Below are 19,387 nucleotides of genomic sequence, written 5' to 3' on the forward strand. Positions count from 1 at the left end.
GAATACGAATGGTCTGGAGACAGGTCGTATCTCACAGTACGTAGCGTACCAGCTCTATTTTGCCAAGCTCAGTGTACAGCAGCTCGATATGCTGCTTGCTGGTGACGGTAACACTGACTGATACAGAGTGATAGTTGCCTTTGCTGCTGGGTTTTACGGCCGGGCTATAATCACCGGCATCAGTGTGCTGGCGCACTACTGCCATGACCTGATCAACCAACGCATCATCGGCCAGCCCAAGTACTTTAAAACTGAACTGGCAAGGAAACTCCAGATATTCATCAAACTTGGTGTTCTTTACTTCGTGTGCCATTTTACTCTCACTATCGCACTGCAGGCGTTAGCCTGATTAAACAGGGTTAATTGTAACAAAAAGTCCCGGACAATGCCGGGACTTAGTAGCGAAAAGCTAATGTGGTGCCGGATTAATTAAACTGCATCTTGATATAGTCAATCATACGGCTGAAAAAACCACCTTCGGCGATATCTTCCAGCGCCACTAACGGGTAAGTTCCAATGTCTTCATCGTTAAGTTTTAAGTACACAGTACCAAGTTGCTGGCCCTTGGTTATGGGGGCGATAAGCTCCTGATTCAAGGTGAAGTCAGCCTGCAGGTTTTTACGCTGACCACGCGGTATAGTGACCTGTACCGCCTGCAATATTCCTAAGCGGATCGTTTCTTTATCGCCTTGCCAGATACGCTGTTCAGCAAACTGTTCGCCTGCCTGATAGGGCGTAATAGTTTCAAAAAAGCGAAAACCGTAAGTTAACAGCTTTTTGTTCTCAGCCGCACGTGCCTGTTCGCTGGCTGTACCCATGACAACAGAGATAAGCCGCATACCGTCGCGCGTTGCAGAGGTAATCAGACTAAAGCCAGCTTCATCAGTATGGCCGGTTTTAATGCCATCAACATCAAGGCTACGATCCCACAGCAGGGAGTTACGGTTGTATTGCTTGATGTTGTTATAGCTAAATTCTTTATGCGAGTAGATTTCATACTCGTCGGGTACATCACGGATCATGGCGGCAGATAAAATGGCCATATCCCGTGGTGTAGTAAAGTTTTCCGCACTTGGTAAGCCGTGAGCATTACCAAACCGGCTGCTGTGCATACCAAGACGCTGGGCATGGGCATTCATTAAATCGACAAAAGCACTTTCGCTGCCGGCAATATGCTCTGCCATCGCGACACAAGCATCATTACCTGATTGAATAATAATACCTTTATTTAAATCAGCTACAGATACCTGCGTACCGACTTCAATAAACATTAGTGACGAGCCCGGAAAGTTTTTTGCCCAGGCATTCTTGCTTATGGTAACCATGTCCGTGTTGGCAATATTGCCGTTTTTAAGTTCGGTACCGATGACGTAGCTGGTCATCATCTTGGTCAGGCTGGCTGGAGCCAGTGACATATCGGCGTTGTTCTCTGCCAGCACTTTGCCGGTGTCGAAATCAATCAGGATATGTCCTTTTGCTGCAACTTCCGGCGGCTGTGGCGTGACACTCTGAGCTTGTGCGGTCAGGCTGATGCTGGCGAATGTAAGGGCGGCGACGGAGAAAACATGGCAATAACTATTCATGAGACCTGTTCTTTTATTTTATAGAAAGTGAAGGTTAATAACGTTTAACTACACAACCGGCTGTCGGAAAAATAAGCCGACGGGAAGCTTCCTGCTTTTAGCTGGCTAAGCCAGCGCTGTGCTTGTTGTTTATCGGTTGTAGGACCAACCAGCAGACGAAAAATTCCGCTAGCTGGACGAATTTCTGTTGGCAATGCCTGTTGCTGCTTCAACTGCTGTTGCAATTGCTGCAACTTATTGTTGTCACTGCTGGCAAATACCTGAATAAAGCACTGCTCAGGCTCTGTCACTTGCAGTTGTGCCAACATTGCCGGCGACTGTAACAGCTCGAGCTGAACTCTGGCTGTACCTTGTTGCAACATGCCAAGTTTACTGGCTGCCGAGTATGACAAGTCAATAATGCGATCGCGGTGAAACGGGCCGCGATCATTTACCCGGACAATAGCTGTTTGTTTATTATCCAGGTTAGTTACCCTGACATACGAAGGCAGGGGCAAGGTTTTATGCGCCGCCGTCATGCCGAACATATTATAGGTTTCGCCGTTAGATGTCAGGTGGCCATGAAATTTATTGCCATACCATGAAGCTATGCCTACCTCTGCATGTTGTGTCGCACCGATCATGGGGGTGTAATTTTGCCCAAACAGATTGTAAGGTTTGTTACCGCCACGGCTGAGTGGTTCAGCCTGCGGTGTTGGGTCTGTCATTTCCAGCAATGTAGGCAGCCGCTGAGGAATACTGTCCTTTTGCTGATGATAGCGGCCGGCATTCGGTTCGTCTGAGCTACTGGCCGAGTACTGTCGTTTACTGCTGCAAGAGGCCAGCAGACAAACACTGCATAAGGTTAAAAGAATATACTTCATCAAGGCGCTGCCAAAATTCGTTTGTGTGTACCCACTGACATTATTACACCAAAAGCTGCCAGCAGTGTCACCATCGATGTACCACCGTAACTTATCAGAGGTAGCGGCACACCGACAACGGGCAGCAATCCTGAAACCATACCAATATTGACAAAAACATACACAAAAAACGTCAGCGTGAAACTGCCCGCCACCAATTTGCTGTAATTATCCTGAGCCTGACTGGCGATAAACATACAACGGCCAATAATAAACAGGTACAAGCTTAACAGTACCAGCACCCCTAACAAGCCGATTTCTTCACTGATAACGGCAAAGATAAAGTCAGTATGGCGTTCAGGTAAAAACTCGAGTTGCGATTGGGTGCCCTGCAGATAACCTTTACCTTCAAGCCCACCTGAGCCGATAGCTATTTTTGACTGAATGATATGGTAGCCTGAACCGAGCGGATCACTTTCCGGGTTAAGGAAAGTCAGCACGCGCTGGCGCTGATAATCATGCATCAGAAATAACCAAAGCACTGGTAAAAACGCTGAGATAACGGCCGCAACAAAGGCAATAATGCGCCAGCTCATGCCGGACATAAACAAGACAAACACCCCGGCGGCGGCAATCAGAATAGATGTGCCCAGATCAGGTTGTTTGGCAATCAGTAACGTTGGGATCGCGCACATCATAAAGCCAACCAGCAGGTGCCATAATCTGGGAGGCAGGCTGTGCGATGAGATAAACCAGGCAACTGCCATGGGCACTGCCAGTTTCATCACTTCAGACGGTTGAAACTTCATAAAGCCTAAATCGAGCCAGCGCTGCGCGCCTTTGCCGACATGGCCTACCAGTAATACTGCGACCAGCAGTGCCAGCCCTGCCAGAAACAGTGGTAACGACCAGCGTTTTAATGTTTGGGGTTTGACTTGGGCAATGGCCGTCATCACCGCCAGTGCCACACCAAGGCGCACCAGCTGCGCTTCCATCATAGCAATATTCTGCCCGGAAGCGCTGTACAGGATGGTCAGGCCAAAGCCCATCAGGGCCAGTAACCCAAGCAACAGCGGGCCATCTATATGAAACATCGCCAGCCGGCTGCGTCTGGCATTTTCATTAAACTGCTCATTCATCGCTGTTCACCCCGGCTGCGAAGTAATAGTCCAGCATCTGACGTGCTATCGGCGCGGCATTGCTGCCACCACCACCGGCGTTTTCCAGCGCTACTGCTATAACAATGCTTGGGTTATCATAAGGTGCGTAACCAATATACATTGCATTGTCGCGCAGCCGCTCGTCAATCGCCTCAGCATCATATTTTGCATCCTGAGCGATAGCCGCTAATTGCGCAGTACCCGTTTTGCCTGCAGCGTCATAACTGGCACCGATAAAAGCTCTGTGTGCCGTGCCACCAAGCTCCTTAACGGTGCGGTGCATCGTGTCCATCACAATTTGCCAGTTGCTTTCTTTCACCACTTCAATCACGGGTTGCAGAGCCGGGGCGTGCTCAGTTTTGTTTTTATCATCGCTAAAGGCGGTGACCAGATGCGGAGTAGGTAATTTACCCTGATTTAGAATGACAGAGGTCGCCACAATTAACTGTAATGGTGTCGTCGTCCAGTAACTTTGGCCAATGCTCAGTGGCACTGTATCGCCCGGATACCAGGGCTGGTTATGACGCGCCCTTTTCCAGCCCCGGGATGGCATAATGCCGCTGCTTTCTTCCAGAATATCGATACCGGTTTTTTCACCGAAGCCCATTTTGCTCATGTAATCTGAGATACGATCGACCCCCAACTTAATGCCAAGCTCATAAAAGAAGGTATCGCAGCTTTTCATAATAGCGGTGTACACATCAACCCAGCCGTGGCCCCAGCGCAGATGGTCGCGAAAACGGTGATCACTGTTCGGCAACATAAAGTAGCCCGGATCCCATATTTTCGTTGCCGGCGTGATAGTGTTGGTTTCAAGCCCCAGCAGGGCAAGATGCGGTTTAATTGTCGAGGCCGGTGGGTAGGTGCCCTGTGTTACGCGGTTAATTAACGGCCGGTCACGCGAATTCAGCAGCGCGCTGTAGTTGGCAGAGCTGATACCGTGCACAAATAAGTTAGGGTCATAGCTTGGGTTACTGTAAAACGCCAGTATCGCCCCATCACGCGGGTCCATTGCCACTATCGCGCCACGCTGCGCTTTTAGCACTTGCTGCGCTGTCAGCTGCAAACCGACATCCAGGCCCAGATGTATATTTTGTCCGGATACCGCAGGCACAGAGCGCAGTACCCGGATAAGCCGGCCACGGTTATTCACCTCTACTTCCTGATAACCCATGGTGCCGTGCAGCTCGCGTTGATAAAAGCGCTCCAGTCCGATTTTGCCAATATCGCGGCTGGCAGCATAGTTTGCCGCTTCACCATCCGCATCCAGCTGTTGTAGCTCACGGGTATTTATTTTGCCGATATAACCCAAAGCATGGGTAAATAAGTCGCCGAAAGGGTAATGCCGGCTAAGACGGGCCTCCACGGTAACACCGGGAAAACGGTGCTGATTCGCTGCCAGAATAGCAACTTCGGTGTCATTTAACTGTTCTTTCAGTGCAATGCTGTTAAAACGACGCTGGGCCTTCACCTGTTTTAAAAAACTTTCTGTCTGTTCAGGGCTAAGTTCAATCAGTTCTGACAGGCTGGTCAGCGTCGCGGTCATATCCTTGATTTGTTCCGGTACCAATTCTAATGAAAAGACCGGTTTATTCTCAGCCAGTAAAATGCCGCTGCGGTCATAAATCAGGCCGCGGTTAGGCGCCATCGGAACGACTTTGATGCGGTTACCTTCGGAACGGGTCTGGTAATCCTGATACGATACGACCTGCAGCTGGTATTGATTAAAGATGATGAGACAAAACAACACTACCACTATCAGCATTGCTACCACGGCCCTGCGGTTAAACAATCGGGCTTCGGCAGCAAAATCCTGAATGGCAACGCGCTTTTTTAACATCTTTACTCGCGATGGTACGGGTGATTAGTACAGATACTCCAGGCGCGGTACAGGCTTTCAGCCAGTACAATGCGAACCAGAGGGTGGGGTAACGTCAGGGCAGATAAAGACCATTTCTCTTCACTGGCGGCGATACATGCCGGTGCCAGCCCTTCCGGACCACCAACCAGTAAGCAGACATCACGGCTATCAAGTTGCCATTGTGTCAGACGCGTGGCCAGTTGCGGGCTGCTCCAATTGTCGCCCGTAACTTCCAATGTGACAATTCTGCTGCCACGGGGAACGGCGGCCAGCATTTTTTCGCCTTCTTGTTCCAGAATGCGTTTTATATCAGCATTTTTGCCGCGTTTACCTGCCGGGATCTCAATCAGGTCCAGCGCTAAATCTCTGGGAAAGCGGCGGGCGTATTCTTCATAGCCGCTTTGTACCCAGGCAGGCATTTTACTGCCAACAGCAATCAGAATTAACTTCATACCGGCTTAGGCGCTCCAGAGCTTTTCCAACTGATAAAAACTGCGGCTTTCTTCCAGCATTACGTGCACTACTACATCGTCCAGATCTAATAATACCCACTCGCCTGAGCTCTGGCCCTCTATACCCAATGTTGCGATGCCTGCTTTTTTCACTTCGGCGGCAACATAATCGGCGATAGATTTGGTGTGGCGGTTAGATGTGCCTGAGCACACTATCATAAATTCAGTGACGCTGGATTTTCCACGTACGTCTATAGCCACGATATCACGGCCTTTCATATCGTCGATTTTGTCCTGAATAAAACTTACCAGCTCGGTTGTCTGCACCCTGATTCCTCTGCGCATTAAAAAGGCGCTATTTTAGCATAGTTTGGGCGTGGTGATAGCTCTTACGCCTGATAGAGTTGTTGTAACTGAATATAGTTCAATACGGCAGGATCTAAAGCGCTACTAGCTGCTCTGTTGTGCTGTAGTTGGCAGCGAATATCTGTCGCGCTGATAGCAGATAGCGGGTTATTTAGCAGCAATATACCTCCCACTGCTGATTGTTGCAGCGCGCCGATATCGGTTACGCCATATTGCTGCAGTAAAAACGGTGCATCACCATCTGTTGCCTGATACCCCGGCCGTTCGCAGACCAGCAGATGAGCCAGTTTTAAGATAAGCGGCCAGTTTTTCCACTGCCGGAAATAACACAGCGAGTCCATACCGATAACAAAGTAAAAGCGGCTGTCTGGCTCGCGCTGGTGCAGCAACTGCAGGCTGTCAAAGGTGTATGAGGGGCTCTGCTTATCCAGTTCAAGCCGTTCAAGTGCCAGTTTGGGGTAACCGGCAATTGCCAGCTGTACCATGGCAGCGCGCTGCTCTGCACTGACACCCGGCGTAGCGCGGTGTGGCGGCAGATGACATGGCATTAGTCTTACGGTATCGAGGCCACATTCACGCTGAACATAATCGGCACAGGCAATATGGCCGTTGTGTACCGGGTCAAAGGTGCCACCCAGAATACCGATATGCTTAGTCATAAACGGCCTGTTGTTGCAGCGAAAATGCTTTCGGCACGGGTTTGACAAACAGTGTCACCAGATGTGCCAGAGCAACATCAGCGTGATTAAGTTGGCCTGCTTTGTACAGGCGGTCAAATGCCGCCAGTTCCTGCAGTAAGTAATCCAGCCAGGCAAGGGATAAACGTTTTAGTGCATTTTGGTACAGTGGCTGGCGCTTGGGCCAGATGGCGAGGCTTTTATAAAGCTCATTGATATTCTGTTGCCATTGACCGGCCTGCTGCAGTTGACGCAGTTGCAGCACTTCTTTTTGCAGTTGCCAGGCAATAATCACCGGCTCCGTATCCTGCTGACACAGCCGCTGCAGCCGGTGCAGCGCCTCATCAGCCTGACCCTGTAAAATGGCATCGACCAGCTGAAACACAGTAAAGCTGGAATGATCTGCCAGAAACTGTGCCAATACAGTGGCATCCAGTGGTTGCGGCAGATCTGCCATTGTCAGTTTCTCCAGCTCCTGTCTGGCGGCCAGCAAATTACCGGCACAGTGCTGCTGCAACAATGCTAAGGCATCACTGCTAAGTTGCAGCTTTAACTGGCGGGCGCGATCACGTAGCCACTGTTGGCTCTGCCTCTCGTCCAGGGCATAAACAGGGATCTGAACAGCCTGATTTTGTAACTGTTTAAACCAGGCCAGTTTGCTGACATCACTGTGGCTGCGCTCACCGTGGATCAGCAAAATAATGTCGCTGTGCAACTGCTGAGGCAGCGCTTTGAGGGCATCGTTTGCCGCGGCTGATAATTTTTGCTGAGACAGTTCCAGTTCAATCAGACGCCGCTCTGAGAACAGCGACATGGCCTGTAATTCGTTACTGAGCAAATTCCAGTCAAATTGCGCATCAGCCGTCAGGCTGATACGTTCAGCATAGCCTTGAGCCTTTGCCGCTGCCCGGATTGCATCTATTGCTTCCAGCTTTTGTAATGGTTCATCGCCAAACAGCAGATAACAAGGCGCCAGCGGACCGCTTAAGTGTTGTGGTAATTGGTTGGCATACAGCTTCTGCATCAGCGTGCCAGTTGCATCAGTGCAGCCTGGCCAATTGACGCATAATGCGGTTGGCCGCTTGTTGACGCAGCTCTGCGAGCATCAGCTCCAGCTCTTTGGTTTTTGCTAAAGCCTGATTCGGGTCGTCCTGGTAATCACGGAACAGTTCGAACTGGTACTGCTGTGGCTCGCCATTGGGCATCGTCAGCGCGTAACGAACTTTATAAATCAGTTCGTATTCGGCTACCTGACCGTTGGGGAATAATGATAAGGTGCGCCGCTCCAGCGTATCGTCAATCAGTTGCAACATAGGCGCCGTTTGCTGATAACTTTGCAGCAATTCTACCTTGTTGCGCTCTAACCGCTCTGCCACCAGTGCAGCCAGTTCAGAATGACGCTCGCTTTGGATATACATGGCCGGAAAGTGGCTCAGCGGTAAGTCGCCACGCAAGTGGAAGCCGCAGCTGCTCAGCAGCAGGCTGCTAAGCAGGGCCAGAACCACGCTGAAGCGGGCCATCTTAGCCCACCACCAGATTAAGCAGCTTACCAGGTACGTAAATGACTTTACGTATGCTAACACCTTCGAGGTGACGGCTTACGTTCTCGTCGGCCTGAGCAGTACTCAGTACCGTATCCTGATCAGCATCAGCGGCAACGGTTATTTTGCCACGGACTTTGCCATTCACCTGTACTACTACAAGTTTTTCATCTTCTACCATGGCTGCGTCGTCTGCCACTGGCCAGGGGGTTTGCTCGATACCGGTTTGCTGACCCAGCTGTGTCCATAAATACTGCGCCACATGCGGCGTAATAGGGTTCAGCATTTGTAGCAGAGCCAATACAGCTTCGTGCATCACAGCACGGTCAAGCTCAGTCGCCAGGCTGGCTTTTTGCAGCTTGTTGCTCAGCTCCATAATGGCCGCGATGGCGGTGTTAAAGGTGTAGCGACGGCCAATGTCATCCGATACCTTGGCGATGGTTTTATGCAGCTCACGGCGTAATGTTTTTTGCTCGTTATTCAGCGCTGCAATATCCAGTTTGCCAACGTTACCTGCGCCAGCAAAATCGCTGACCAGTGCATAAATACGCTTGATAAATCGATGTGCACCTTCTACTGCTGAGTCTGACCACTCCAGCGTTTGCTCTGGTGGTGCGGTAAACATCATAAACAGACGCACAGTATCGGCACCGTACAGGTCGATAACTTTTTGCGGGTCGATACCATTGTTCTTCGATTTCGACATCTTGCTCATGCCGGATGCCACAACTGGCTGACCATCAGTGTTTAATATGGCTTTAACAACCCGGCCTTTGTCATCACGCTCTACGCTGACATCCTGCGGCGAGAACCACTGTTTGCCGCCGTTTTCTGTGTCACGGTAGAAGGTTTCAGCCAGCACCATCCCCTGACACAGCAGGCGTTTAAACGGCTCATCCGATTGCACCAGGCCGACGTCCCGTAGCAGTTTGTGGAAGAAACGACTGTACAGCAGGTGTAAAATAGCGTGCTCGATACCGCCGATATACTGGTCGACCGGCAGCCAGTAGTTGGCTTTTGCCGGGTCCAGCATGGCTTTATCATGGTCAGGGCTGCAATAACGGGCATAGTACCAGCTCGACTCCATAAAGGTGTCGAAGGTATCGGTTTCATGAAAAGCTTCACTGCCGTTGTACGTCGTTTTGGCCCACTCCGGGTCTGCTTTGATGGGCGACGTGACGCCATCCATTACCACATCTTCGGGCAGACGCACCGGTAATTGATCTTCTGGCACCGGTACCTGGCTACCATCCGCCAGGTTTAACATCGGGATAGGCGCACCCCAGTAACGCTGGCGCGATACGCCCCAGTCGCGCAGACGGTAGTTTACCTTAACTTCGCCACGGCCCATCGCGGCAAGCTTGGCAGCGATCGCGTTAAAAGCTGTCTCAAAGTCTGCACCATCAAACTCACCAGAGTTAATCAGTACGCCTTTTTCGGTAAAAGCAGCTTTGGTTAAGTCGCATTCTTGCGCCGAGCCTTCAGCCGGGCGTACTACCTGCTTTATCGCTAACTGGTATTTGCTGGCAAATTCGTAATCACGTTGGTCGTGGCCGGGTACGGCCATCACCGCACCTGAACCGTAGTCCATCAGTACAAAGTTAGCGACCCACACCGGTACCTGCTCACCGGTCAGCGGATGCACGGCATAAATACCGGTCGCGCAACCTTTTTTCTCCATAGTGGCCAGCTCTGCTTCGGCCATTTTTCCGCCTTTGCAGTCTTCAATAAAGGCTGCCAGCACCGGGTTAGATTGCGCGGCTTGCTGTGCCAGCGGGTGCTGCGCAGCTACGGCGACATAAGTAACACCGTACAAAGTATCCGGACGGGTAGTGTAAACGGTCAGGCTATTGCTGCTGCCGGCGATATCAAAGCGGATTTCTACGCCTTCTGAGCGGCCAATCCAGTTTTTCTGCATGGTTTTAACCTGCTCAGGCCAGCCGTCCAGCTGATCCAGATCCTGCAGTAACTCTTCGGCATAAGCGGTAATGCGGATAAACCACTGCGCTAATTCGCGCTGTTCTACTAAGGCACCTGAGCGCCAGCCCCGGCCGTCAATCACCTGTTCATTGGCCAGTACGCACTGATCAACCGGGTCCCAGTTAACCGTAGCCATCTTTTTGTAAACCAGGCCTTTTTCATACAGTTTAGTGAAGAACCATTGCTCCCACTTGTAATACTCAGGTTTACAGGTCGCCAGTTCACGGCTCCAGTCGTAACCAAAACCCAGCCGTTTTAACTGGTTACGCATGTAATCAATATTTTCGTAGGTCCACTTGGCGGGTGCTGTTTTGTTGTTTATTGCAGCGTTTTCGGCCGGTAAACCAAACGCATCCCAGCCCATAGGTTGCATAACATTTTTGCCCTGCATACGCTGAAAGCGGCTGACAACGTCACCGATGGTGTAATTGCGCACATGGCCCATATGCAAGCGCCCGCTTGGGTAAGGAAACATAGACAAGCAGTAAAACTTCTCTTTATTCGCATCTTCAGCCACTTTAAAAGCGCTGGTCTGTTCCCATTGCTGCTGCAGAGCAGTTTCAATCTGCTGCGGGTTATATTGTTCTTGCATTCAGGTCTTCCGGAAAAGGGGGTTAATACGGCTGCGTTGATCGCAGCAAAAAAGTGGCTATAGCATACCGCAGAGCCGTTTTGACAACAACAAGCAGCGCATTGTCTATACTGGTTTTAAACCAATGGAGGAGCTATGGCCGATTTTGTAAAGAAGTATCAGCGCTGGTTAAGTGAGTTTAATCACACCCTGCATGAGGCTCAGCAGCAGCAATTAAATAACATGGTTGATTTTGTCTCAGAACTTAAAGCTTATGTTAAAGCCGGCAAAGAGTTGAGCGCCTATGAAACGCAGCTGTTTATTGAGACCTTTAAAAGGCAGTGGCATGAATATGTTGAAACGCAGGATCAGCAACCTGATGATGACATACCATCACTGTGGCCTGAAGCGTTGTGGCAGGAACTGAGTAATATTACTGATAAAAGCCAACTGGAATGGCAAGAGCTGGCACAGGATTTCAGGCACAAAGGGGTGTATTTTCAGGGGGAAATGGTCGGCATGGGGCGCTACCGCTGTGAAAAGTGTCTGACACATATCGACTACACACATCCGGCACCGTTATTGGCTTGCAGTCATTGTGGCGGTGTGCAGTTTTTCCGGGAAGGCCTGCCGGTATAAGCGCAGGTTGTAGCGTGGCATTATTGTTTAAACGGTGGGCAGAGCGTTGGTTTTTTTGCTAGAATGCGCGGCCATTATCGTTACTGAATCTCACCTTTGATGCTGACTTATTTAAAACAACACTGGTTGTCGAACCTGCGTGGCGATGTGCTTTCTGCATTAGTTGTGGCGCTGGCGCTGATCCCGGAAGCCATTGCCTTTTCTATTATTGCCGGTGTTGACCCTAAAGTAGGGTTGTATGCCTCATTTTGTATTGCCGTTATCACGGCTTTTGCCGGTGGCCGGCCAGCCATGATTTCTGCCGCAACAGGGGCTATGGCATTGGTTATGGTGACCCTGGTGCGTGAGCACGGTCTGCAGTATCTGCTGGCTGCAACCTTATTAACCGGTGTGCTGCAGATTATTTTTGGCGTACTTAAACTGGGCGATTTAATGCGCTTTGTGTCGCGTTCGGTGGTTACCGGCTTTGTTAATGCACTGGCAATTCTGATTTTTATGGCACAGTTGCCAGAGCTAAGCGGTCAGCATGGCTCACTGCTGGTGTACGGCATGACGGCACTGGGGCTGGCCATTATTTATCTGTTTCCGTATGTTACCCGCACTGTACCATCGCCACTGATCTGTATCTTGGTGCTGACTGCACTGGCACTGTATTTTGGTATGGATATCCGCACTGTGGCCGATATGGGAGAGCTACCTGATAGCTTGCCGGTGTTTTTGTGGCCGGACGTACCACTAACGTTGAATACCCTGACAATTATTTTCCCGTATGCTTTAGCGTTGGCCGTGGTGGGCATTCTGGAATCTTTGATGACAGCCACTATAGTGGATGATTTAACCGATACCAGCAGTGATAAAAACCGTGAGTGTGTCGGCCAGGGTATTGCCAATATAGGGTCTGGTTTAATTGGCGGTATGGCCGGTTGTGCGATGATTGGTCAGTCGGTAATTAACGTGAAATCTGGCGGGCGTACCCGGCTATCGACATTACTGGCCGGTATTTTCCTGCTGATTTTAATTGTGTTTCTGGACAGCTGGGTTGGCCTGATCCCGATGGCGGCGCTGGTAGCCATTATGATTATGGTGTCCATCGGTACCTTTAACTGGGGCTCTGTCAGTGACTTACGCACCAACCCGGCCAGTTCCAGCGTGGTAATGGTTGCCACTGTGCTGGTGACAGTATTTACGCACAACCTGGCCTACGGTGTATTGGTTGGGGTGCTGTTTAGTGCGCTGTTTTTTGCCAGCAAAGTCGGCAAAGTGTTGTATGTAGGGTCAACGTTGTCGGATGATGGCCATCAGCGTAGCTATCAGGTGGTCGGGCAGGTGTTTTTCACCTCTGCAGAGCAATTTGTCGCCGCCTTCGATTTTAAAGAAGCCGTTGAACGGGTACAGATTGACTTAAGCCGGGCCCATTTTTGGGATATCACCGCAATCAGCTCGCTGGACAAGGTGGTGTTAAAGTTCCGCCGTGAAGGCACGGCAGTGGAGCTGCTGGGCCTAAATGAAGCCAGCGCGACACTGGTAGATAAGTTCGCTGTGCACAATAAAAGTGACGTCGTCGACAAACTGATGGGCCACTGATCCAGACGCTGCAACAGCAAAACAATACCGACTAAGGAGCAGAATAATGACAACAAAAGTTTTAGCCTGTATTGACGCCTCCCCTTATGCTGAAGCGGTATGTGACTATGCAGTATGGGCGGCAAAAGCGTTGGACAGTGCGATGTCTGTAGTGCATGTGCTGGATAAAGCCCAACATACCCATACACCCGATCTAAGCGGCAGCATTGGGCTTGGCTCGCAAGAGCTGCTGTTACAGCAGTTGGCCGAGCTGGATGAAAAACACAGTAAGCTGGCACTGCAGCGTGGGCGCAGTATTTTAGATGCCGCTAAAGCGCGGGCAGAGCAGTCTGGTGTTAAAGCGGTAGATGAGCGCTTACGCCATGGTCAGCTTATTGAAACTCTGGCAGAGCTGGAAGATGAAACCCGGTTACTGGTGTTAGGCAAGCGTGGTTTTAGCAGTGCTGAAGCGCATGGCCATATGGGGTTGCATGTAGAGCGGGTTATACGCAGTATTCAAAAGCCAGTGTTACTCACGCAGCAACGTTATAAAGTGCCGCAGCGCATTATGTTTGCTTATGATGGCAGCGCCACAGCGTTGAAGGGCTTGCAAATGCTGGCTGCCAGCCCGCTAGTGCAGGGGCTACCGGTACACCTGGTGATGGTAGGTGCCGATGTTGAAGCCGCCAGAGCGCAAATGCAGGCCGCAGCAGAAATTTTACGAAGCGCCGGTTTTGAGACGAAAACCGCTATTGTGGCTGGTGAGCCGGAAACCGCATTGAACCAATACCAACAGGAGCATGTGATTGACCTGATGGTCATGGGGGCTTATGGCCACTCCCGTATCCGGCAGTTTATCGTCGGCAGCACGACGACTGCGATGATCTGCAAGGCGAAGTGCTCATTACTGATTTTACGTTAACTACGAAACCCGGCTATCAGCCGGGTTTTTTGTTCCTGTAACTTAACCTGGATGTTGTGATTATGTGGAAAAAGCAAGGATCCCTGTACAGTCTGGTGTTGCTACTGAGCCTGTTGGTCATGCCGGTACATGCTGCTGTGGGTGAAGTCGATTTGGCACATAGCCTGACCGGCTATATCGCCATCGTGATTTTTGTCGTGGCTTATGCGCTGGTTATGGCAGAAGAGAAAATTCATCTGCGTAAATCTAAACCCGTGCTGGTTGCCGCTGGTGTGATCTGGGTTTTGATCGGCTGGCAGTATGTGCAGGCGGGTTTTCCGGCTGCGTCTGAAGCCGCATTCCGGCATACCTTGCTTGAATTCTCAGAGCTGATGTTGTTTTTGCTGGTGGCGATGACTTACATCAATGCCTTGGAAGAGCGACGGTTGTTTGATGCGCTGCGTAGCTGGATGATCCGCAAAGGCTTTAGTTACCGTCAGCTGTTTTGGTTAACAGGCGCATTATCTTTTGTCATTTCTCCGGTTGCAGACAACCTGACTACGGCATTACTGATGTGCGCTGTGGTCATGAAAGTTGCTGAAGGCGATAAAAAGTTTATCAATCTGTGTTGTATCAATATCGTGGTTGCCGCTAACGCAGGCGGCGCTTTCAGCCCCTTTGGTGACATCACCACGCTGATGGTATGGCAGGCCGGCTTACTGCACTTCGCTGAATTTTTTGCGCTGTTCGTCCCGTCGTTGGTCAATTTTCTGGTGCCGGCAATTTTGATGAGCCTGTTTGTCGAAAATCGTAAGCCATCGGCAGTACAGGAAGATGTTGAGCTTAAACGCGGTGCGCTGCGTATCCTGGTGTTGTTTCTACTGACTATAGCCACGGCGGTTGCCTGCCATGCGGTGCTGCATTTACCGCCGGTACTGGGCATGATGACTGGCCTGGGTTACCTGCAGTTCTTTGGTTATTTCTTAAGGGTTTCTCTGCCGGGCTCTTTGGCGCGTAAGAAAGCGCTGGCTGAGCGGGTCGGCGATGAAGAGCGGATCAGGGCACTGGGACAGGTAGTGCCTTTTGATGTGTTCAGCCGCGTCGCCCGCGCAGAATGGGATACGCTGTTGTTTTTTTACGGTGTAGTCATGTGTGTTGGCGGCCTTGGTTTTATTGGCTATCTGGCGATGTTATCAGATGTACTGTATACGCAATGGGACGCGTCCTGGGCTAACGTAATGCTGGGTTTGGTGTCGGCGGTGGTTGATAATATTCCGGTGATGTTTGCAGTACTGACAATGCAGCCTGAAATGTCACATGGCCAGTGGTTACTTATCACGTTAACGGCGGGTGTCGGCGGCAGTTTGCTGTCTATCGGCTCAGCAGCAGGTGTAGCGCTGATGGGGCAGGCCCGTGGCTACTATACATTTGCCGGCCATCTGAAGTGGGCCCCGGCCATTTTTCTCGGCTATGTTGCCAGTATTCTGGCTCACTTATGGCTGAACAGCGCAAGTTTTTCAGTTTTTACGGCCAGCTGAGTAAATATTCTAATCAAAGTGTTTTATAATATGCCGTCCGGTGTCCGCCGGGCGGGTTTCTTTCAGAACTGAGGACAAAAATTGTGAAGCAGTCTGTGCTGTACCTGTTGTTGTGCGCGTTATTCTCTCCTGTTGCTTTTGCCGAAACTGGCAGCCTTAACCTTACGCTAGCCCCTGTGGGTATTATTTCTCTGGTGTTGTTTGGCCTGGCTTACCTGCTGGTCATGGCCGAGGAGAAACTTCATTTACGTAAATCCAAACCGGTGCTGGTCGCAGCCGGTATTATCTGGGCGCTTATCGCCTGGAAATATATGCAGCAGGGCATTCCTGGCGTGACGTCGGATGCATTCAGACACACTTTGCTTGAGTTCGCAGAGTTAATGTTGTTTTTGCTGGTCGCGATGACTTACATCAGCGCGCTGGAAGAGCGGCGGTTGTTTGATGCTTTACGGGCCTGGATGATCCGCCGTGGCTTCAGTTACCGGACGCTGTTCTGGATTAGCGGTGTTCTGGCATTCATCATTTCGTCTTTTGCCAACAATATGACCACCGCTATGTTGATGTGTGCGGTAGTGATGAAAGTCGCTGAAGGCGACAAGCGTTTTATTAACCTGACCTGTGTCAATATTGTCGTTGCGGCTAATGCCGGCGGCGCCTTTATTCCGTTTGGCGATATTACCACGCTGATGGTATGGCAGGCGGGTATTGTTACTTTTAATGAATTCTTTACGCTGTTTGTTCCGGCTGTGGTGAACTACCTGGTACCGGCCATTATCATGAGCTTTTTTGTTGAGCGGCGTTATCCGGCGGCGCTGCAAGAAGATGTTGAGCTAAAGCGTGGAGCGCTGCGCATTCTGACGCTGTTTTTAGCCACTATTGCGCTGGCAGTGTTATATCACTCCTGGCTGGATTTGCCGCCGGTGCTTGGCATGATGACGGGCCTGGGCCTGCTACAGTTTTTCGGCTTCTTTCTGCGTAAAACACTGCCCGGTTCACTAGCACGGAAAAAAGCGATGGCAGAGCGTGAAGGCGACATAGAGCGTATTCGCGCGCTGGGCCAGATAGTGCCGTTTGATGTCTTTAACCGTATTGCCCGTGCCGAATGGGACACCTTACTGTTTTTCTACGGCGTGGTAATGTGTGTCGGTGGCCTGGGGTATATCGGTTATCTGGAAATGTTGTCAGTCGGTTTGTATGGCAGTGGTAATCCGACGTTTGCGAATGTTATTTTAGGTTTGATGTCATCTGTGGTGGATAACATCCCGGTGATGTTTGCCGTATTGACGATGGAACCGGCAATGTCACACGGTCAGTGGCTGCTGATTACACTCACGGCAGGTGTTGGTGGCAGTTTATTGTCTATTGGTTCTGCAGCCGGTGTAGCGTTAATGGGGCAGGCCCGTGGCTACTACACCTTCGCCGGTCATTTGAAGTGGGCGCCGGTGATACTGCTGGGCTATGGAGCCAGTGTTGTTACCCATTTATACCTGAATGCCCATTTGTTTGATGTGTTTAGCAGCGCTGCCGCTCATTAATCAGAAATAAGGTGCTATCAGCCGATAGCACCATTTCGGGAGAACAGATGTCTAAAAAAGTGTATTGTATTGCTCAGTTTCTGCCCAAACCGGGCAAGGCCGATGAGTTGTTTAAAGTACTGCAGAGCTTGGAGCCAAACAGTAACCGTGAAGACGGCTGTTTGCAGTACATTGTTACTCGCCAGATCGAAAGCCCTTTTGCTGAAGGCAAAAGCTTTCCTATTGCCTTTAACGAAATCTGGGCCGACTTGCCAAGCTTTGAAGCGCATTGCCAGCGCGCTGAGATAAAGCACTTCTTTGAAACCTACTGCTTAGCCGAAGACGGCCTGGCAGCGGACTGGAACGTATGCATTTACAGCGACGAGCCAGCCAATTTCGATGCGCCTGCATTAAGCTGAAGCCTGATTCTGCTAGAAACAAAAAGCCCTGCATTGCAGGGTTTTTTTTGCAAAGTACTATGCTAGCTTAGTACTTTTAAGTGCACCGACGAGCAAATTATGAAAACGATAGGATTGATTGGTGGTATGAGCTGGGAGTCGACCATTCCTTACTACCGGGCAATAAACGAAGGCGTGAAACAGCAGTTGGGTGGTTTACATTCTGCTAGGTGTATTTTGTATAGCGTTGATTTTCACGATATCGAGCGTTTACAACATGCCGGCGATTGGAACGCCGCCGGTGCCATGCTCGCTGATGCGGCTCGCTCGCTAGAGTTGGCAGGGGCAGGTTTTATTGTGTTGTGTACTAATACTATGCATAAAGTTGCCGGCAGCATTGAAGCCGCGGTAAGCATTCCTCTGCTGCATATCGCCGATGCAACGGCTATGGCGGTTAAACAGGCAGGTTTTAGCCGGGTAGGCTTGCTTGGTACTAAATTTACCATGGAACAACCGTTTTACCGTGAATATCTGAATGATCAATACGGCATAGAAGTACTGCTGCCAAATGACGCCGAGCGCGATAGTCTGCATCAGATTATTTATCAGGAGTTATGTCAGGGTATTATTAACCCGGAGTCGAAACAGACAGTGCGGCGCATGATGGCAGGGTTCGCCTGGCAAGGTGTGGATGCGATAATTCTGGGGTGCACAGAGATTGGTTTGCTGGTAGGCAAAGCGGATGCGGCAGTACCGTTATTTGATACCACACTGCTGCATGCTAAGGCTGCAGTACAGCAGGCGCTGGCTTGACTGCTAACAAAAAGCCGCTTTACAGCGGCTTTGATGGCAAAATTATTACTACCGACGGCGTAATCTGAGAGCTGCTAAACCCGTGGCTAAAATCAGCACGCTGGCAGGTGCCGGTACCGGATTAGATGGATTTTCAGTTTGTTCACCCACAAAAGCAATCAGGTTTTTCGTCAATTGTTGTGAATTAGGCAGATCAAAATCGTTCATCATAAAATTCACATCCAGGATTGTTGTCAAGGCACCAGCCATAGCATTAGCCAGGCTGCCAGCAGCAAAGGCGACACCTGAACCGACAGAGCCGTCAGCCCTCGACGTGATCCACTGACCGCTTCCTTTGTTATTAAAACAGCCCGACATAGCGTAATTAACCTCAGAGACATCATTCGGCCCGGTAAAAGGTGCATGCACAACTTGCGTGCCATCGCTGCAACTATTAAAGCCTAAATCTCCGCCACCCAGTGAAGCTATCAACGACAGCACTGAGTTGTTCCGTTCCATAAAATAGTGGTTTTCGCCCATTAAAAACAAGCCCCCGCCACTTACCAGATAATTGCTGTAAGCGGTTTGTTCTGAGCTATCTAAGGCGGCGGCGTTAAAAAAACGCACGTCCCATATCTGCGAGTATGCAGATAGGTCGCCCAGTAAGTCATCAACGATAGTAACAGTGTTACCAACGGCTTCATGTAACGCTTTAAGGTTGTCGGTCAGCGCTGAGGTTGTATCAACTTCTGTTGTCTGGTTAGCGCCATTGATAATCAGAATTGGGCCTGCCATTGCCGCACTTGATACCAGTAAACTACCTGCACAAATTACTGATTTTAAAAACTGCATTTTCACTCCGTGAATTAACTTCTTTATTGCTTACTTCAGGTTATTTGCTATCTTTGCAAAAATTATTCCTTTTTTAATTGCTTTGTTTTTCAATATCATACATCCAGCATCATGTGATTTTGTAAAGAAAGTCGACATTTGATGGCTGCGTTGAATG

At 50.2% G+C, this 19,387-nt stretch carries 19 protein-coding genes; 7 read left to right on the forward strand and 12 right to left on the reverse strand.

Going from position 1 to position 19,387, the window contains the following annotated elements:
- Nucleotides 1–31: 31 nt before the first annotated feature.
- The 11 genes from ybeD to leuS all read right to left on the reverse strand — a co-directional run bounded on the left by ybeD (nucleotide 32) and on the right by leuS (nucleotide 11,054).
- Nucleotides 32–313 (reverse strand): DUF493 family protein YbeD, encoded by a 282-nt coding sequence (ybeD, locus tag LHL18_RS14320; RefSeq protein ID WP_134057305.1) that lies wholly within the window; start codon nucleotides 311–313, stop codon nucleotides 32–34.
- A gap of 112 nt (nucleotides 314–425) precedes the next feature.
- Complete coding sequence (locus LHL18_RS14325; RefSeq protein ID WP_134057302.1) at nucleotides 426–1,583, reverse strand: serine hydrolase; 1,158 nt, start codon at nucleotides 1,581–1,583, stop codon at nucleotides 426–428.
- A gap of 44 nt (nucleotides 1,584–1,627) precedes the next feature.
- On the reverse strand, nucleotides 1,628–2,446 hold the full coding sequence (locus LHL18_RS14330) for a septal ring lytic transglycosylase RlpA family protein (protein ID WP_134057300.1): 819 nt from the start codon (nucleotides 2,444–2,446) through the stop codon (nucleotides 1,628–1,630).
- The gene (gene rodA, locus LHL18_RS14335) at nucleotides 2,446–3,564 is read right to left on the reverse strand and encodes a rod shape-determining protein RodA (RefSeq protein WP_134057298.1); all 1,119 of its coding nucleotides are present in this window, start codon (nucleotides 3,562–3,564) and stop codon (nucleotides 2,446–2,448) included. Before rodA ends, LHL18_RS14330 begins: the two co-directional genes overlap by 1 nt.
- A complete protein-coding gene (gene mrdA, locus LHL18_RS14340) occupies nucleotides 3,557–5,425 on the reverse strand; it encodes a penicillin-binding protein 2 (protein WP_226767565.1) in 1,869 nt (622 codons plus the stop codon). Before mrdA ends, rodA begins: the two co-directional genes overlap by 8 nt.
- Nucleotides 5,426–5,427: 2 nt before the next feature.
- Nucleotides 5,428–5,898 carry a 23S rRNA (pseudouridine(1915)-N(3))-methyltransferase RlmH gene (rlmH, locus tag LHL18_RS14345; protein ID WP_226767566.1) on the reverse strand — a complete coding sequence of 157 codons (471 nt, stop codon included), beginning with the start codon at nucleotides 5,896–5,898 and terminating at the stop codon, nucleotides 5,428–5,430.
- A 6-nt stretch (nucleotides 5,899–5,904) separates the two neighbouring features.
- Nucleotides 5,905–6,225: a ribosome silencing factor gene (gene rsfS / locus LHL18_RS14350; RefSeq protein ID WP_134057294.1), complete on the reverse strand. Its 321-nt coding sequence runs from the start codon at nucleotides 6,223–6,225 to the stop codon at nucleotides 5,905–5,907.
- A gap of 62 nt (nucleotides 6,226–6,287) precedes the next feature.
- Nucleotides 6,288–6,923: a nicotinate-nucleotide adenylyltransferase gene (gene nadD, locus LHL18_RS14355; protein ID WP_226767567.1), complete on the reverse strand. Its 636-nt coding sequence runs from the start codon at nucleotides 6,921–6,923 to the stop codon at nucleotides 6,288–6,290.
- Complete coding sequence (holA, locus tag LHL18_RS14360; RefSeq protein WP_226767568.1) at nucleotides 6,916–7,965, reverse strand: DNA polymerase III subunit delta; 1,050 nt, start codon at nucleotides 7,963–7,965, stop codon at nucleotides 6,916–6,918. The genes nadD and holA overlap by 8 nt, the downstream gene beginning before the upstream one ends.
- A 16-nt stretch (nucleotides 7,966–7,981) precedes the next feature.
- Entirely contained in the window at nucleotides 7,982–8,461 is a 480-nt protein-coding gene (locus tag LHL18_RS14365) for an LPS-assembly lipoprotein LptE (RefSeq protein WP_134057288.1), read from the reverse strand.
- A gap of 1 nt (nucleotide 8,462) precedes the next feature.
- On the reverse strand, nucleotides 8,463–11,054 hold the full coding sequence (gene leuS / locus LHL18_RS14370; RefSeq protein WP_226767569.1) for a leucine--tRNA ligase: 2,592 nt from the start codon (nucleotides 11,052–11,054) through the stop codon (nucleotides 8,463–8,465).
- 135 nt (nucleotides 11,055–11,189) lie between these two features.
- Here leuS and LHL18_RS14375 point away from each other — a divergent pair, with 135 nt between their 5' ends.
- The 7 genes from LHL18_RS14375 to LHL18_RS14405 all read left to right on the forward strand — a co-directional run bounded on the left by LHL18_RS14375 (nucleotide 11,190) and on the right by LHL18_RS14405 (nucleotide 18,399).
- A complete protein-coding gene (locus tag LHL18_RS14375) occupies nucleotides 11,190–11,672 on the forward strand; it encodes a zinc ribbon-containing protein (protein WP_134057283.1) in 483 nt (160 codons plus the stop codon).
- A gap of 99 nt (nucleotides 11,673–11,771) precedes the next feature.
- Nucleotides 11,772–13,256, forward strand: coding sequence for a SulP family inorganic anion transporter (locus tag LHL18_RS14380; protein ID WP_226767570.1), 1,485 nt, complete (start codon nucleotides 11,772–11,774; stop codon nucleotides 13,254–13,256).
- Between the two features lie 46 nt (nucleotides 13,257–13,302).
- Nucleotides 13,303–14,157, forward strand: coding sequence for a universal stress protein (locus LHL18_RS14385; protein ID WP_226767571.1), 855 nt, complete (start codon nucleotides 13,303–13,305; stop codon nucleotides 14,155–14,157).
- A 62-nt stretch (nucleotides 14,158–14,219) separates the two neighbouring features.
- Complete coding sequence (nhaD, locus tag LHL18_RS14390) at nucleotides 14,220–15,674, forward strand: sodium:proton antiporter NhaD (RefSeq protein ID WP_404817942.1); 1,455 nt, start codon at nucleotides 14,220–14,222, stop codon at nucleotides 15,672–15,674.
- Between the two features lie 80 nt (nucleotides 15,675–15,754).
- The gene (gene nhaD / locus LHL18_RS14395) at nucleotides 15,755–17,209 is read left to right on the forward strand and encodes a sodium:proton antiporter NhaD (RefSeq protein WP_134057275.1); all 1,455 of its coding nucleotides are present in this window, start codon (nucleotides 15,755–15,757) and stop codon (nucleotides 17,207–17,209) included.
- Between the two features lie 47 nt (nucleotides 17,210–17,256).
- Complete coding sequence (locus LHL18_RS14400; RefSeq protein WP_226767572.1) at nucleotides 17,257–17,607, forward strand: putative quinol monooxygenase; 351 nt, start codon at nucleotides 17,257–17,259, stop codon at nucleotides 17,605–17,607.
- A gap of 99 nt (nucleotides 17,608–17,706) precedes the next feature.
- The gene (locus tag LHL18_RS14405; RefSeq protein ID WP_226767573.1) at nucleotides 17,707–18,399 is read left to right on the forward strand and encodes an aspartate/glutamate racemase family protein; all 693 of its coding nucleotides are present in this window, start codon (nucleotides 17,707–17,709) and stop codon (nucleotides 18,397–18,399) included.
- Nucleotides 18,400–18,447: 48 nt separating this feature from the next.
- On the opposite strand, the gene LHL18_RS14410 is transcribed toward LHL18_RS14405, so the two are convergent.
- Entirely contained in the window at nucleotides 18,448–19,230 is a 783-nt protein-coding gene (locus LHL18_RS14410) for a PEP-CTERM sorting domain-containing protein (RefSeq protein ID WP_226767574.1), read from the reverse strand.
- Between the last annotated feature and the right edge of the window lie 157 nt (nucleotides 19,231–19,387).

The organism is Rheinheimera aquimaris (assembly GCF_020531985.1).
Classification (GTDB): domain Bacteria; phylum Pseudomonadota; class Gammaproteobacteria; order Enterobacterales; family Alteromonadaceae; genus Alishewanella; species Alishewanella aquimaris.